Source organism: Allosphingosinicella sp., from assembly GCF_046295735.1.
Taxonomy (GTDB): domain Bacteria; phylum Pseudomonadota; class Alphaproteobacteria; order Sphingomonadales; family Sphingomonadaceae; genus Allosphingosinicella.
The window spans coordinates 99,217-112,571 of the sequence record NZ_JBKBMQ010000006.1 but is presented as its reverse complement, the minus strand read 5'-3'; the positions used below and the strand labels follow the sequence as shown (position 1 = coordinate 112,571).

The 13,355-nt window shown below is 70.1% G+C and carries 18 protein-coding genes; 13 read left to right on the top strand and 5 right to left on the bottom strand.

From position 1 onward, the window contains the following. The first annotated feature begins 96 nt into the window (after nt 1-96). The 4 genes from ACK4K7_RS07370 (at nt 97) to ACK4K7_RS07355 (ending at nt 1,694) form a co-directional block, all read left to right on the top strand. Nucleotides 97-393, top strand: a complete 297-nt coding sequence (locus ACK4K7_RS07370) for a hypothetical protein (protein ID WP_431864789.1) — start codon at nt 97-99, stop codon at nt 391-393. Between the two features lie 2 nt (nt 394-395). Further along, nucleotides 396-617, top strand: coding sequence for a hypothetical protein (locus tag ACK4K7_RS07365; RefSeq protein WP_431864787.1), 222 nt, complete (start codon nt 396-398; stop codon nt 615-617). Next, nucleotides 614-967, top strand: coding sequence for a hypothetical protein (locus ACK4K7_RS07360; RefSeq protein WP_431864785.1), 354 nt, complete (start codon nt 614-616; stop codon nt 965-967). Before ACK4K7_RS07365 ends, ACK4K7_RS07360 begins: the two co-directional genes overlap by 4 nt. Before the next feature lie 70 nt (nt 968-1,037). Then, on the top strand, nt 1,038-1,694 hold the full coding sequence (locus tag ACK4K7_RS07355) for a hypothetical protein (RefSeq protein ID WP_431864784.1): 657 nt from the start codon (nt 1,038-1,040) through the stop codon (nt 1,692-1,694). Between the two features lie 249 nt (nt 1,695-1,943). Here ACK4K7_RS07355 and ACK4K7_RS07350 read toward each other — a convergent pair whose 3' ends face one another. Further along, nucleotides 1,944-2,267, bottom strand: a complete 324-nt coding sequence (locus tag ACK4K7_RS07350) for a hypothetical protein (protein ID WP_431864782.1) — start codon at nt 2,265-2,267, stop codon at nt 1,944-1,946. 134 nt (nt 2,268-2,401) lie between these two features. Here ACK4K7_RS07350 and ACK4K7_RS07345 point away from each other — a divergent pair, with 134 nt between their 5' ends. The 6 genes from ACK4K7_RS07345 (at nt 2,402) to gshB (ending at nt 8,217) form a co-directional block, all read left to right on the top strand. Beyond that, nucleotides 2,402-2,932, top strand: coding sequence for a hypothetical protein (locus ACK4K7_RS07345; protein WP_431864781.1), 531 nt, complete (start codon nt 2,402-2,404; stop codon nt 2,930-2,932). 412 nt (nt 2,933-3,344) lie between these two features. Continuing rightward, complete coding sequence (locus ACK4K7_RS07340) at nt 3,345-4,355, top strand: DNA topoisomerase IB (RefSeq protein ID WP_431864780.1); 1,011 nt, start codon at nt 3,345-3,347, stop codon at nt 4,353-4,355. Further along, the gene (locus tag ACK4K7_RS07335; protein ID WP_431864778.1) at nt 4,355-5,527 is read left to right on the top strand and encodes a mechanosensitive ion channel family protein; all 1,173 of its coding nucleotides are present in this window, start codon (nt 4,355-4,357) and stop codon (nt 5,525-5,527) included. The genes ACK4K7_RS07340 and ACK4K7_RS07335 overlap by 1 nt, the downstream gene beginning before the upstream one ends. A 4-nt stretch (nt 5,528-5,531) precedes the next feature. Further along, entirely contained in the window at nt 5,532-6,887 is a 1,356-nt protein-coding gene (locus ACK4K7_RS07330) for a GntP family permease (RefSeq protein ID WP_431864776.1), read from the top strand. Nucleotides 6,888-6,943: 56 nt separating this feature from the next. Beyond that, a complete protein-coding gene (locus ACK4K7_RS07325; protein WP_431864774.1) occupies nt 6,944-7,207 on the top strand; it encodes a hypothetical protein in 264 nt (87 codons plus the stop codon). A 59-nt stretch (nt 7,208-7,266) separates the two neighbouring features. After that, nucleotides 7,267-8,217, top strand: coding sequence for a glutathione synthase (gshB, locus tag ACK4K7_RS07320; protein WP_431864773.1), 951 nt, complete (start codon nt 7,267-7,269; stop codon nt 8,215-8,217). A gap of 25 nt (nt 8,218-8,242) precedes the next feature. Here the strand turns inward: gshB and ACK4K7_RS07315 are convergent, their stop codons facing one another. Continuing rightward, complete coding sequence (locus tag ACK4K7_RS07315; protein WP_431864771.1) at nt 8,243-9,598, bottom strand: putative O-glycosylation ligase, exosortase A system-associated; 1,356 nt, start codon at nt 9,596-9,598, stop codon at nt 8,243-8,245. Next, nucleotides 9,591-9,761, bottom strand: coding sequence for a hypothetical protein (locus ACK4K7_RS07310; RefSeq protein WP_431864770.1), 171 nt, complete (start codon nt 9,759-9,761; stop codon nt 9,591-9,593). Before ACK4K7_RS07310 ends, ACK4K7_RS07315 begins: the two co-directional genes overlap by 8 nt. Before the next feature lie 86 nt (nt 9,762-9,847). On the opposite strand from ACK4K7_RS07310, the gene ACK4K7_RS07305 reads away from it, so the two are divergent. Further along, on the top strand, nt 9,848-11,050 hold the full coding sequence (locus tag ACK4K7_RS07305; protein WP_431864918.1) for a TIGR04063 family PEP-CTERM/XrtA system glycosyltransferase: 1,203 nt from the start codon (nt 9,848-9,850) through the stop codon (nt 11,048-11,050). Next, nucleotides 11,050-11,832 carry a hypothetical protein gene (locus tag ACK4K7_RS07300; protein ID WP_431864768.1) on the top strand — a complete coding sequence of 261 codons (783 nt, stop codon included), beginning with the start codon at nt 11,050-11,052 and terminating at the stop codon, nt 11,830-11,832. Before ACK4K7_RS07305 ends, ACK4K7_RS07300 begins: the two co-directional genes overlap by 1 nt. 127 nt (nt 11,833-11,959) lie before the next feature. Here ACK4K7_RS07300 and ACK4K7_RS07295 read toward each other — a convergent pair whose 3' ends face one another. Both ACK4K7_RS07295 and ACK4K7_RS07290 read right to left on the bottom strand, forming a co-directional pair. Continuing rightward, nucleotides 11,960-12,277 (bottom strand): hypothetical protein, encoded by a 318-nt coding sequence (locus tag ACK4K7_RS07295; protein ID WP_431864767.1) that lies wholly within the window; start codon nt 12,275-12,277, stop codon nt 11,960-11,962. After that, a complete protein-coding gene (locus ACK4K7_RS07290; protein WP_431864765.1) occupies nt 12,274-12,477 on the bottom strand; it encodes a hypothetical protein in 204 nt (67 codons plus the stop codon). Before ACK4K7_RS07290 ends, ACK4K7_RS07295 begins: the two co-directional genes overlap by 4 nt. A gap of 134 nt (nt 12,478-12,611) precedes the next feature. Between ACK4K7_RS07290 and ACK4K7_RS07285 the strand changes: the two genes are divergently transcribed. Beyond that, nucleotides 12,612-13,256, top strand: a complete 645-nt coding sequence (locus tag ACK4K7_RS07285; RefSeq protein WP_431864763.1) for a S24 family peptidase — start codon at nt 12,612-12,614, stop codon at nt 13,254-13,256. Nucleotides 13,257-13,355 lie beyond the last annotated feature (99 nt).

Sequence of the window (13,355 nt, the reverse complement as noted above, 5' to 3'; positions counted from 1 at the left end):
GCCTGAGGCCGGGCGGTGCCGCCGCGCGGGGAAAAGCGGGAACGGCCCGGCCCGGCGGCACGTTCAACCGGCAGATCAGCCAAGGAGAGCTTCCCGATGAGCGACGGCGCCGAAAATCTGTCCACCCGCCATCAGCGCGACGGCGATGCCAAGCACCCCAGCGACCTGCTCGACAAGGGCCAGCAGGCCGAGGACGAGCGCGGCCGGCCCGCCTCGTTCGACCGGCAGACGGGCGAGGTCCATGGCTCCGGTTCCGGCGCGGGCGGCGGCGGCAACCCGGCCGAGGATCATGACAAGGACCCGATGGCCGGCGCCGGCAAGGACCCGATGGGCGCGCCGCGCGACATCGACGATGCCACGCCGCGTGCCATCGATCCGGACGAGGGCGTCTGATCATGGGCGGCAGCGGCCACCCGCTGCCGGGCAGCGACGAAGCCCGGCACAACGAGATCCCCGAACAGGCGGCGCGGGAGAAAGGGCGCGGCGACGATCCGCGCGCGGTCGTCCAGCCCGCCGGCGATCCGGTGAACCCGGACGGGGAGCAGTATCGCTACGACGATCTCGGCCGCGGGCCGGACGCGCGCGACAACCAGTTGGAACGAGGAGACGAGCAATGAACCAGGGCATCGACCGCGACGAGGTGCGCGAGGACGCCGCCGGCCAGTCGAGCAGCACCGCCCCCGCCGATCAGGCGAAGGGGTCGGGCGGGGGCGGCGGCTATGGCGACATGCAGAACCAGGAAAACCATCAGGGCCAGCAAAGCGGCGGCCTGCCCGGCTATGGCAGCAACCCCGAACAGTCGCGCGGCGAGGCGTTCGACGAGGCGCAGGGCGGCGGCCGCGGCTCGGACAGCGTGTCCGGCGGGCCGGACGACGGCGGCGACGACGCGATCGGGCGCGACCTGCGCGCTCACCAGGACCGCGGCCAGAGCGCGGCCGAGGAGGAAGCCGAAGGCCATCCCAGCTGAGGCTGGCGGTGGAACCCGTTCGGCGGTAAATTTGTTACGTTGCGGTGACGAATTGACCGGAGGACGGCGCATGGCCAAGGGTTCGAACAAGGACAGGAACGCGGGTGACGGCAGCGGCGGCGGCGGCGAAGCCGGCGACGGCCGCTCGCCCGCGGAAATGATCTCGCAATCGCTGAAGGAAGCGGGCGAGCGCGCGGCGGAGCTGGCGCGCAATCCCGTGGCGCGCGGCCTGCTCGCCGCCGGCCTGATGACGGCCGCCGCCGCGCTCGCCGCCAACAAGACGATGCGCGACAATGCCCGCAAGGCCGCGCGCGACGCGCAGGACGCGGCCGAGGCGGCGGCCGACCAGGCGGCGGACAATGCCAACAAGATCGGCGCGGCGATGATCAACGCGGCGACCGACGCGGTGCGGCGCATGATGGCGCTCGGCGGCATCGGCGGCGCGGAAGAAAGCGGCCAGGCCGCGAGCGGCGGCGGCACGTCGTCCTCCTCTTCTTCGTCCTCCTCGGGCGGCGGCCGGAAATCCACGGGCGCGGCCAAGGCGAAATCCACCGGCGGCCGCGCGAAGTCGGCGGCGGGCGGCGCCAAGTCGGCCGCCACCCGCAAGGCCAAGACCGCCGCCTCGGCGTCCTCCGGCCGCGCGAAGAGCGGATCGGCCGCCAAGCCCGGCACCGGCCGCAAGCGCGGCGGCACCAGCGGCGGCGGGAGCGGGAGCAGCGGCTCCTGAGCGGCAGACAGGACGTGGTCGGGGTTTAGGGCGCGATCGGCTTCATCCCGAAACCAACCCGCTCATCCTGAGTAGGGACTGAGCGGAGCGCGAAGCGCGGAGACGAAGGCCCGTATCGAAGGACCTGCGGTGCGTCCTTCGAGACGCCGTTTCGACAAGCTCAACGGCTCCTCAGGATGAGCGGTTATCGCTCAGCCTCTACGTCTACCCGGACTAAGCGGGTTTGCTTCGGGATGAGGTGATCACGCTTCAGAGTCTCAGCGCGCAGCGGGCGGCGGAGGTGCTGACGACTTCGAAGATCACCGGGTCGTCCACCTGCCGCACCCGCTCCACCAGCCGGCCGACGGTGAGCGCGCGGCCTTCGGCCCTGAGGTCGGAGGACAGGCGCGAAATCTCGCGCAGCTGGAAGACGCTCAGCCGGTCGACCCAGATCGCCGCCATGCAGTCGGCCATGCCGCGCGGCAGGCCCGCTTCGCTGAGGTTGCGCGCGATCCGCCCTTCGAACGGGGCCGCGCAGGCCGACAGGAGAGCGATCGCCGCGCACGGCGCCAGCAAGCGGGCCAGGACTTCCACCTCTCCAAATCTCCCTTTCTCTCCAAAGACCTGGCGCGGTCCGCCGCGAAAAACCAACCGGCCGCCCAGTCAGGCTCTTTTCAGCAAACGCATGCCATGCTCTGCTTGGTTCCACTAGTTGCGGGAGCGGGCGAATGTCTAGGGTTCGGATTCTTGGGTCGTTGCTGATGGTGGGCGTGCTCGCCTCCTGCGCCGTGCGGCCCGCCCAAGAGGTGCCGCCGCCCGCGCCGCCCGCGCCGGCCCCGGAACTGCCGCCGCCGCCTCCGCCGCCCGCCGGCGCCGACTGGCGCGACGTGCCGCTCACCGCCGGCGCCTGGACCTATGCGAACAGCGGCGGCCAGTCCTCCGCCATGTTCGGCCCGCCCGGCCAGCCGCGCTTCATCGTCCGCTGCGAGCGCAGCCGCGAGGTCACCCTGCTGTGGGTCGGCGCGCCAGCCGCGCAGGCGATCACCCTGCGCACGACCTACGGCGCCCGCAGCCTCGCCGCCCGCGCCTATCAGGGGCCGCAGCCGGCGGTGGGCGCCACCGTGCCCGCGTCCGATCCCTCGCTCGACGCGATCGCCTTCAGCCGCGGCCGCTTCACGGTCGAGGCGGCGGGCGCGCCGATGCTGGTCATCCCCGCCTGGCCGGAGCCGGCGCGGGTGATCGAGGATTGCAGGGCCTGAAGAGGGGCTGGCCGGGAGGAGCCGGCAAGCCAAAGATGATTATCCGAAACAATTTTCAATACAAGTCTTGATCGTCGAATCGCGAGACCGGATAGTCGCCCTACCATTCAACGGCGAAAGGAGGTGATCCGATGTCTCATGGTTCAGCAGAGAGGTCGGTCCAGCCGGTTCGGGAGAAGAAAGGCTAAGCCTTTCAGCAGGTCTTCCGGGCCGGAACTTCCGGCCGCTGACCATGTTCGAAGGGCCGCCGGAGGGATCCGGCGGTCCTTCAACTGTTTTTGCGACATGCTGTTCTTGGGCGCGGCGGACGAGGCGGGTCCGCAGCCGCCTTGCCGCCTATAGGCGGTAGCGGAACGAAGCGGCGGCGCGGCGCTTTTAAGCCGCTGCAATCCAGAGGAAAGCCGCGCCCCTTATGCTCTGTTATGTCGACGACACGCTGCCGGGGATCACGAGGCGGCGTCGGGGGCGCTACTGGCAATATTTCGACGCCGAGGGCGACAGGATCACCGACCGCGACGAGATCGACCGGCTGAACGCGATCGGCCTGCCGCCCGCTTACAGCGATGCCTGGTACTGCCCCAGCCCGCACGGCCACATCCAGGCGATCGGCTATGACGACAAGGGGCGCAAGCAATATCGCTACCACCCCGAATTCCGCGCCCAGCAGGAGGCGGTGAAATACGATCTGTGCGCCGAATTCGGCAAGGCGCTGCCGAAGCTCCGCAAGCGGGTGGAGGCGGACCTGTCGAAGCGCACGCTCAGCCGCGAGACGGTCTGCGCCGCCGTCGTGCGCCTGCTCGATTGCGAGCATATCCGGGTCGGCAACGAAGCCTATGCGCGCGAGAACAAGAGCTTCGGCGCGACCACCATCCGGCGCCGCCACGTCAAGGCGTTCGGGCGGCGGGTGAAGATGCGCTTCCCCGGCAAGCACGGCATCGTGCGCGAACTGAACGTCACCGATCGCAACCTCACCCGCATCGTCAAGAAGGCGCAGGACCTGCCCGGGCAGCATCTGTTCAAATATGTCGACGACGAAGGCGAGCCGGTCCCGGTCAGCTCCGGCGACGTCAACGCCTATATCAAGGCGGCGATGGGCGCGGATTTCACCGCCAAGCATTTCCGCACCTGGGGCGCCTCGGCCATCGCCTTCGAACAGCTGTGCAAGGCGGGTGGCAAGGGCATCACGCTCAAGCAGATGGTGGAGCCGGTGGCCGAAGCGCTCGGCAACACGCCGGCGATCAGCCGCAAGTCCTACATCCACCCCGCGCTCATCGAAGCGCTGAAGAACGATCCCCGCGATCCGCTCGGCGGCTTGCAATGTCCCCGCAAGTCGAAATACCTGTCCAGCGCCGAGCGGGGGCTGATCCTCTTCCTTGAGAATCTCTCCGACGCCGGCGCGGAAATGGAGCGCGAAGCGGCCTGATGACCAAAGTGACCGGCGCGAACGTCGTCGACGCCGCCCAGGACCTGACGGAGCGCAGCGCCAACCTGCTGCGCGACTCCTGGCAATGGGTGGCGAACAACAGCACCGACATCGTGATCGCGCTCGCGGTCGGCTCGGCGATCGCGCTGGCGCTGACCGCCGCGCGCATGTTCGGGCACAAGCTCATCCGCTCCAGCCCCGGCGACGGCGTCGACTGGCGAACGATCTTCGGCCACGTGCTGTCGCGCACGACGATGTTCTTCATCGTCATGATCGCGGGGCAGCTGGTGGTGAGCCAGACCGACGCGCCGCGCCCGATCGTGCGGACGATCGACATCCTGTTCGTGATCGCCGCCGCCTTCCAGTTCGCCATCTGGGGGCGGGAGCTGATCCTCGGCTTCGTCCACCACAAGGTCGGCGAGGCGGAGGCGAACAGCACCCTGGGCTCGGCGATCGGCATCATCCGCCTGCTGGTGACGGTGGCGCTGTTCGCCATCGCCATCATCCTCATCCTCTCCAATCTGGGCGTGAACGTCACCGGCCTGGTGGCGGGCCTCGGCATCGGCGGCATCGCCATCGGCCTCGCCGCGCAGGGCATCTTCTCGGATCTGTTCGCGGCCCTGTCGATCATCTTCGACCGGCCGTTCCGCAAGGGCGACACGATCACCTTCGGCACCACCACCGGCACCGTGGTCGAAATCGGCCTCAAGAGCACCCGCATCCGCGCGCTGACCGGCGAGGAGGTGGTGGTCTCCAACGCCAATCTCCTCAACATGCAGCTCCAGAACTGGGCGATGCTGGAGCGGCGGCGGGTGCTGATGCAGTTCGGCGTCACCTACCAGACCGCCCCCGCGACGCTCGCGCGGATACCGATGGAGGTGCGCGAAGTGGTGGAGGCGCAGCCGCTCGCCACCTACGACCGCTGCCACGCCTTCCAGTTCGGCGCCTCCTCGATCGATTTCGAGCTCGTCTATTTCGTCGAGGCGGCCGACTTCGTCTCCTTCGCCGACACGCGCCAGGCGGTGATGCTGGGCATCATGGGCCGCTTCGCCGATCTCGGCGTCGATTTCGCCTATCCGACCCAGATGAGCTTCACCGCCGGTCCGGACGGCAAGCCGATCGATCCGCGCGACACCCAGATCGTGCGCAAGCCGGCGGCTCCCAAGGCATGATCCGGTGCTGAGCGCGATCGGCCTCGCCGCCGGGCTGGCGCTTCTCATCTGGCTGACCATTCGCGGCGTCCACATCCTGATCGCCGCGCCCGTCGCGGCGGCGCTGGTGGTGGCGACCAGCGGCATCGCCTGGGCGCCGCCGCTCGCCGCCGAAGGCGCCCCCGATTACATGACCTCCTACATGGCGGGCTTCACCCGCTTCTTCGCCGACTGGTTCTTCATGTTCCTGCTCGGCGCGATCTTCGGAGAGATCATGGGCGCGTCCGGCGCGGCGGCGAGCGTCGCCCATTGGGTGATCTCCCGCCTCGGCAGCCGCCACGCCGTGCTCGCCGTCGTCGCGGCCTGCGCGGTGCTCACCTATGGCGGCGTCTCGGTCTTCATCGTCGCCTTCTCGGTTTATGCGCTGGCCGTCCATCTGTTCCGCGAGGCGGACATTCCGCGCCGCTTCATCCCGGCCGCGCTCGCCTTCGGCTCCGTCACCTTCACGATGACGTCGGCCGGCAGCCCCGAAATCCAGAACCTCATCCCGATGCCCTTCCTCGGCACCAACGCCTATGCGGCCTGGGAAGTGAGCCTGGTGGTCGCGCTGCTGATGGCGGTCGCCGGCCATTTCTGGCTGCAATGGATGGTGAAGCGCGCGCTGGCCCGCGGCGAGCGGTTCGAGCCGCGCGAGAGCGACGACGCGCCGCCCGACACCAGCGACATGCCGCACCCTTTGCTCAGCCTGCTGCCGCTGGCGGTGGTGCTCGGCACCTTCCTCATCCTCCAATTCCCGGAGGCGACGGGCCTCGCGGGCATCCTGCTCCCCGCCCAGTCGCTCGACAAATGGGCTTTGGTCGGCGCGCTCGGCGCCGGCGTCGTCGCCGCGCTTCTGGTCGGCTGGCGCAAGCTGCGCGATCTGGGCGGCGCCTTCTCGCGCGGTGCGGCGGGCTCGGTGGTCGCCATCACCAACACCTGCGCGGTGGTCGGCTTCGGCGCGGTCGCGCAGCTCTCGCCCGCCTTCGGCCAGGCGCTCCAGATGGTGCAGGCGCTGCCCGGCGATCCGCTGATCGGCGCGGCGATCGCGGTGACGGTGATCGCCGGCCTCACCGGCTCCGCCTCGGGCGGGCAGACGATCGCGCTGCCGCTGATCGCGCCGCATTATCTGGCCGAGGGCGCGAATCCCGAGGAGCTGCACCGCGTCGTCGCCATCTCGTCGGGCGCGCTCGATAGCCTGCCGCACAACGGCTATGTCGTCACCACCATCCGCGCGATCTGCGGCGAGACCCATGCCCGCGCCTATCCGGCGGTGGCGGCGCTGACGGTGGTGGTGCCGGCCGGCGGCCTGGTGGTCGCGTTGATCCTGTTCGGCATCTTCTGAGGAACGGCTGTTCCCGCTGCGGCGTTGATGCGCCGAAACGAGTAGGAGTTCAGTCGATGGTGGAGCGCGAGCGGATCGTGGAGCGGGAACCGGTGGTCGAACGGGAGACCACCGTCATCACCAGCGGGCGGAGCGGCGGCGGCGGCGCGGTGATCGCCGTGGTGCTGCTGCTCGCCGTGGTCCTGATCCTCTTCCTGCTGTTCGGCGGCGGGCTCGGCCGCACGAGCGACGATCTCAACATCAACGTCGATGTGAAGGGGCCGGTGGAGGCGCTGCCGGAGGTCGATCTGCCCGCGGTGGCGCCGGGCAATTCCAGCTGAGGCTTGCGCCCGGCGGCGATTGAAGGCAGCGGTGGCGGCCCGTTCTCGAAAGGGCCGTCATGTCATTGCGCGTCGCCGTCCAGATGGATCCGATGGAAGGGATCGACATTGCGGGGGATTCGACCTTCGCGGTGATGGTCGAGGCGCAGCGGCGCGGCCACCGGCTGCACCATTATCTCGCGCCGCATCTCTTCTATGACGAGGGCCGCGTCGCCGCCCGGGCGCGGAGCGTCACGGTGCGGCCGCAAGCCGGCGACCATTTCAGCCATGGCGAATGGGAGGTGCTCGACCTTCGCGCCGACGTGGACGTCGTCCTGATGCGGCAGGATCCGCCGTTCGACATGGCCTATGTCACCGCCACCCACCTTCTGGAGCGCATCCAGCCGGACACGCTGGTGGTCAACGACCCGGCGTCGGTGCGCAACGCGCCCGAAAAGCTGTTCGTGCTCGATTTCGCCCGCTTCATGCCGCCGACGATGATCACGCGCTCGGTGGACGACGTCCGCGCCTTCCAGGCGCGTCACGGCGAGATCGTCGTGAAGCCGCTCCACGGCAATGCCGGCGCCGCCGTGTTCAAGATCGGCCGCGACGGCGCCAATCTCGGCGCGCTCACCGAATTGTTCGGCCATGTCTGGCGCGAACCCTTCATGGTCCAGGCCTTCCTTCCCTCGGTGGCGGAAGGGGACAAGCGCATCGTTCTGGTCGACGGCGAGGTTGCGGGTGCGATCAACCGGCTGCCGGGCAAGGGCGAGATCCGCTCCAACCTCGCCGCGGGCGGCCGGGCGGAGGCGACCGAACTCACCGCCCGCGAACGGGAGATCTGCGACGCGCTCGGCCCCGAACTGGCGCGGCGGGGCCTGCTGTTCGTCGGCATCGACGTGATCGGCGGCCATCTCACCGAAATCAACGTCACCTCGCCCACCGGCATCGTCGCCCTCGACCGCTTCAACGGCACCAACACGCCCGGCCTGATCTGGGACGCCATCGAGGCCCGCGCGGCGCGGGTCTGACCGGGGAGGGGCGGAGGGCCCTGCCTTATCCCGCCGGTTGCGGAGCCAGAGGCGCGCCGAAAGGCCGCCTGGCCTCGGCCCGCGCCTTTCCGGACACATGGAGGTCGAAGCCGATCTGCGCCCCGATCATCATCCATACGAACGGCTGGAAGGCGATGCCGAGGAACAGCGAGCCGGTGAGGTAGATGAACTGGAAATTCTGGAGCGCCGTGGCGAGCGGCGCGATCCAGGCGTCGGCCGCGGCGGCCTCGCGGAAGCGGCGGCGGATGATCTCCATCCGGACGATGCCGATGCCGTGGATCAGCAGGAACAGGAAGAAGCCCGGAAAGCCCTGCTCGCCCAGCATCTCGAAATAAGAGGAATGATAGGCGCGCGCCTCGTCCTGGTGGAAGCGCTGGTTGACGAGCTGGACGTCGCCGGCGACTCCGGTCGAGACGGTCTGCACCTGGATGCGGTTCTGCCGGTAGGCGTCGAAGCCGCCGCCCAGCGGATTGTCCTGCACATAGTCCCAGGTCCATTTCCACACCGCGATCCGGGTCGAGGCGCTGCTGTCCTCCTGATAGGTGGAGATGGTCTCCATCCGGGTGGTGAAGGTCTGGGGGAGGAGCGGGACGACGGCGAGGCCGGCCGCCGCCATGCCGGTGATGTAGAGCGCCCGGCGCTTGACGTTGCGCAGCATCAGCACCGACAGCACGCCGATGCAGACGAGCCCGGTGCGCGCCTCGGTCCCGACCGGGATCAGCAGGCAGGCGAAGATGAGCCCGGCGGCGTAGAGCTTCACCCGCCGGTCGGGCGGGAAGATGGTGCCGAAGCGGGCGAGCCAGAGGATCAAGGGGATGATCGCGATCGCCACCGTCGAGATGGTGGACCCCTCGTAGAGGCCGCTGTTCGAATCCACCATCAGGTTGAGCGTGCCGTAGCCGCCGCCCGACAGCAACGTCTTGATCCCGCCGGTGACGATGATCGCCGAGGCGGAGAGGACGAGGAACAGGATATAGGCCTCGATCCTCAGCCGCGTGCGCAGCGTCAGCGGCAGGAAGGCCGCGAAGGCGAGCGCCTTCCACACCCATTCCCATTTGGCGAAGGCCGGCTCCGGCATGTCGGCGCCCCAGGTGGTGAGCCCGCAATAGCCGAGCAGAAGCAGGATGAGGAGCTGGCGCGGCGCGATCCGCAGCCCCTTCTTGTCGTCGGCCAGCGCCCATCCCGCCATCGCCAGCGCCGCCACGATCAGCGCGATCGGAAGGCTGTTGAGGAGGTAATAAGACAGGCGCTGCGGCGAGACGATCGTCACATAGGTGTAGGCGAGCACGAACAGGAACGGCCGCTTGAAGCCGAGCGCGAGGAAGGCGGCGAGGAAGCCGACGAAGGCGAGGTCACGCACGGCGGCCGTCCCCGCGCGCCCGCGCCCATTTGGAGGCGTTGGCGGTCGGCCGGGCCTCGGGCGGCGGCGCGGCCGGATCGTCGAGATCGGGCCGCGACAGCAGCCGCCACAGCGCCAGCATGATCAGGCCGTGGCTCAGCGCCAGCGAGAAATTGTCGATCATCCTTGCTGCCCCGTGCCGCGCGCCATGCGTCCTTTTAGGCCGGGGCGGTTGACGGGCCGTTAAGGCAGATGTGGCACAGCCCCGCCATGCGCATCCTCCACGTCCTCGACCACGGCCTGCCGCTGCACAGCGGTTACACCTTCCGGACGCGGGCGATCGTCAAGGCGCAGCAGGCCTGGGGCTGGCAGGCGGCCTGCGTCACCAGCCTTCGCCATGGCGCGGAAGGGCCGGATCCGGAGCGTGTGGACGGCATCGACTTCTACCGGACAAGCGGCGCCGCCTCCGGCCCGCCGGGCCTGCGCGAATGGCGGGAGATCGGCGCCTTGTCCCGCCGCCTGACGCGCGCGGCGGAGGAGTTCCGGCCGGACGTCCTCCACGTCCATTCCCCGGTGCTGAACGCGATGGCGGCGCTCCCGGCCGCGCGCCGGCTCGGCCTGCCCCTGCTCTACGAAATCCGCGCCTTCTGGGAAGATGCCGCGGTCGGCAACGGCACCGGGCGCGAAGGGTCGGCCCGCTACCGCCTGACCCGGCTGCTCGAGACGCGCGCCGCCCGCCGGGCGGACGGCGTCGCGGTGATCTGCGAGGGGCTGCGCGCCGATCTGGTGCGACGCGGGATCGCGGCCGACAAGATCATGGTCTCCCCCAACGGCGTCGATCTCGACCTGTTCGGAACGCCGCCGCCGCCGGACCCGGATTTCGCCCGCGCGCTCGGGCTCGAGGATGCGGAGGTGATCGGCTTCATCGGCTCCTTCTACGATTATGAGGGGCTGGACGATCTCATCGCCGCCATGCCGCTGCTCGCCGGGCGGCGCCCGAAGGCGCGGCTGCTGCTGGTCGGCGGCGGGCCGATGGAAGCGGCGCTCAAGGCCCGGGCCGAAGCCTCGCCCGCCGCCGACCGCATCCGCTTCGTCGGCCGCGTGCCGCATGCGGAGGTGGAGCGTTATTACGCCCTGGTCGACGTCCTCGCTTATCCCCGCAAGAAGATGCGGCTGACCGACCTCGTGACGCCGCTGAAGCCGCTCGAGGCGATGGCGCAGATGAAGCTCGTCGCCGCCTCCGACGTCGGCGGCCACCGCGAGCTGATCCGCGACGGCGTCACCGGCACGCTGTTCCCGCCCGGCGATCCGGCCGCGCTCGCGGCGGCGCTCGCCGGCCTGTTCGAGGACCGCGCCGGCTGGGACGCGCGCCGCCGCGCCGCCCGCGCTTTTGTGGAGCGCGAGCGTAACTGGTCGTCAAACATTTCGCTTTACGCTCCCGTCTACGAACGGCTGACCGGCAAGGGACGGTGATGGCGAGCAAATATGTCTACTGGGCGTCGAAGAACGCCATCGAGCTTCCGGTTGCGGCGCTGGCGGCCGGCGCCGCGGGCTTCATCGCCTACATCATGCCGGATTGGCGGCTGGAACAGTTCGCGCTGGTGAGCGGCCTGGCCTCGGTCCTGTCCGCCGCGCAGCCGCCGCTCGGCAACACCGCCCGGCTGGCGGTGATGGTCGCGGCCGCGGGCGGTGCCTTCGTCGCCGCCTTCCTGCTTCTGCGCCTCGCCGACCGGATCGGCCGCAAGCCGCGGCGCGCCGCGATCCTGCCGGAAGCCGCCGAGGAGGCGCCGATCCGGCGCCGCCGCTTCGATCTCCATCCCGACGCCCCGCCGCGCCCGCCCGTCTGCGCCGCGCGCGATCTGGGCGAACCCGAGACCGCCGCGCCCGAGACCGACGCCGCGCCCGAGCCCGCCAAGCCCTTCTGGCTGCCCGACGACTTTCCGCCGGTCGAGGCCGAGGAAGCGGACCGCTGGGAGGCCGAGCGCGAGCCGGAGGCCCCGCTCGAACTCCACCATCCCGCGCCCGAGCCCATGCCGGCACCCGCGCACGCCGCCGCGCCCATGTCGGCACCCGCGCCGGAGCAGCCCGAAAGCATCGCCGAACTGATGGCGCGCCTCGAACGCGGCCTGGAGCGCAAGCCCGCGCCCGCCGCCGCGCCCGCCGAACCGCCCGCGCCGCAGGTCTTCCCCGAAGCCGACGAACGCCTGCAAAGCGCAATCGACCGCCTCCAGCGCATGGCCTCCCGCGGCCTCTGACCCGGCCTCCAGGCACCGCTCTCGTCATTGCGAGGAGCGCAGCGACGAAGCAATCCACGGGCCTCGGAAACTGCCGCGGACGGCTCCGCGTCGCTCGCAACGACGAACTCGGCAAAGTCGCCACGCCTCAATCCGCCTCCACCGTCAGCGCTTCGATCTCGATCCGGACGACGCCGCCCGCGCGCGCGTCCGACACCCGGGCGATGTCGGCCACATAATGGCCCGGCAGCTGGAACTCCCGCTCCTCCAGCCCGTCGAGGAAGCGGTCGGCCGCCTGCTCCGCGCCGGCGCCGGCGAGCCGCAGGACCAGGCGGTGGCGCGCGCCGCTGAAGGTCACGCTCGCCCAGGGGCGGCTGTCGATCCGCTCCAGCCGATAGCCCTCGCCGAGCGCCGCGAAGCCGCGCGCCAGCGCCCGCGTCAAGGCGGTGGCGGCCGTGGGCCTCATCCCCTCCATCGCGGCATCCCCAGCTCCCGCTCGGCCGCGTCCAACCAGGCGGAAATCCGCGCCTCCGTCCCGGGCCGGGGCGTCCGCCCCCGCCGCAGGTCCAGCACGAAGCGCGGATCGCCCGCCACCTCCCGCCCCAGCCGGGTGGGCGCGAGGCCGCTGCGCCGCAGATAGCGCTCGATGCGCCGAAGCAGGGTCATCGCCTTCCTCCGAATCACTGTTCTTCATATGTTCCAGTGTCGGAGGAGATTTCCTACATGTCTAGGGAAAAACCTACATAATCGGTGCAGCAGTGGACTTGCGCAGGAAATTTCCTACAGGTACAGGAAGAGGCATGGCGGAAAACGACCCTCGTGCCGTGCTGGAACGGCTGATCGAGGAGCGGGGGGAGGATTATGCCGGCCTGTCGCGGCTGATCGGCCGCAACCCCTCCTACATCCAGCAATATATCAAGCGCGGCACGCCGCGGCGGCTGGCGGAGACGGACCGGCGGCTGCTCGCCCGCTATTTCGCGGTCGACGAGGAGCTGCTGGGGGGCCCGGCCGATCCGCCCGCCGCCGACGGGCTGGTGCGGGTGCCGCGGATCGACGTCGGCGCGTCGGCGGGGGCGGGCGCCGTCGCGGAGGCGGAGCGGACGCACGGCCACATCGCCTTCGATCCCGCCTGGCTGCGGCGGCTGGCCGGCGATCCGGCGCGGCTGTCGCTGATCCGGGTCGACGGCCATTCGATGGCGCCGACCTTGTCAGACGGCGACGAGATCCTGGTCGATACCGGCGACGCCGAGGGGCGGCTGCGCGACGGCATCTACGTGCTGCGGCTGGATGACGCGCTGATGGTGAAGCGCATTTCGCGCAGCCTCGCGCCCGGCTGCGTCTCGGTCACCAGCGACGGCGCCGGCTATCCCGGCTGGCCGGACTATCCGCTGAAGGATCTCCGGCTGGTCGGCCGGGTCGTCTGGGCGGGGCGGCGGATCGTCTGATCCGCGGCGCCTATCTTCCGAAGATCAGCCAGAGGATGATGAGGAGGAGGATGAGTCCGCCGATGCTGATGCCTCTGCCCATGTCGAGATCTCCGTTCG